At 67.1% G+C, this 343-nt stretch carries 1 protein-coding gene; it reads right to left on the reverse strand.

Going from position 1 to position 343, the window contains the following annotated elements:
- The coding region (locus AC0L3B_RS38775) for a gamma-glutamyltransferase (protein WP_473382963.1) at positions 1-343 on the reverse strand (343 nt) is incomplete at both ends.

The raw sequence follows: 343 nt of genomic DNA on the forward strand, positions 1-343 counted from the left end.
GAAGGTGTGCGGCATGCCGCCGCCATCATCGGGTGGCATCGCTGTGGCGCAGATCCTGGGAACGCTGCAGGCGCTGGTTCAAGCCCGGCGGGGGAAGGGCTCTGGGTTGGCGTCATCGGCGCGATGGCCTGGCGCGGGTCACGGGCTTGCAGCGCCTGCAGCGTTCCCAGGATCTGCGCCACAGCGATGCCACCCGATGATGGCGGCGGCATGCCGCACACCTTCCATTGTTTGTAGTCGGTACACAACGGCGTGCGTTCCTTGGCGACGTAGCCCTTGAGGTCGGCCTGAGACAGGCTGCCGGCGTTGCGATGGCCCTGCACCTTGCGTGCGATCTCATCGG

The organism is Bradyrhizobium sp. Kon56, from assembly GCF_055807635.1.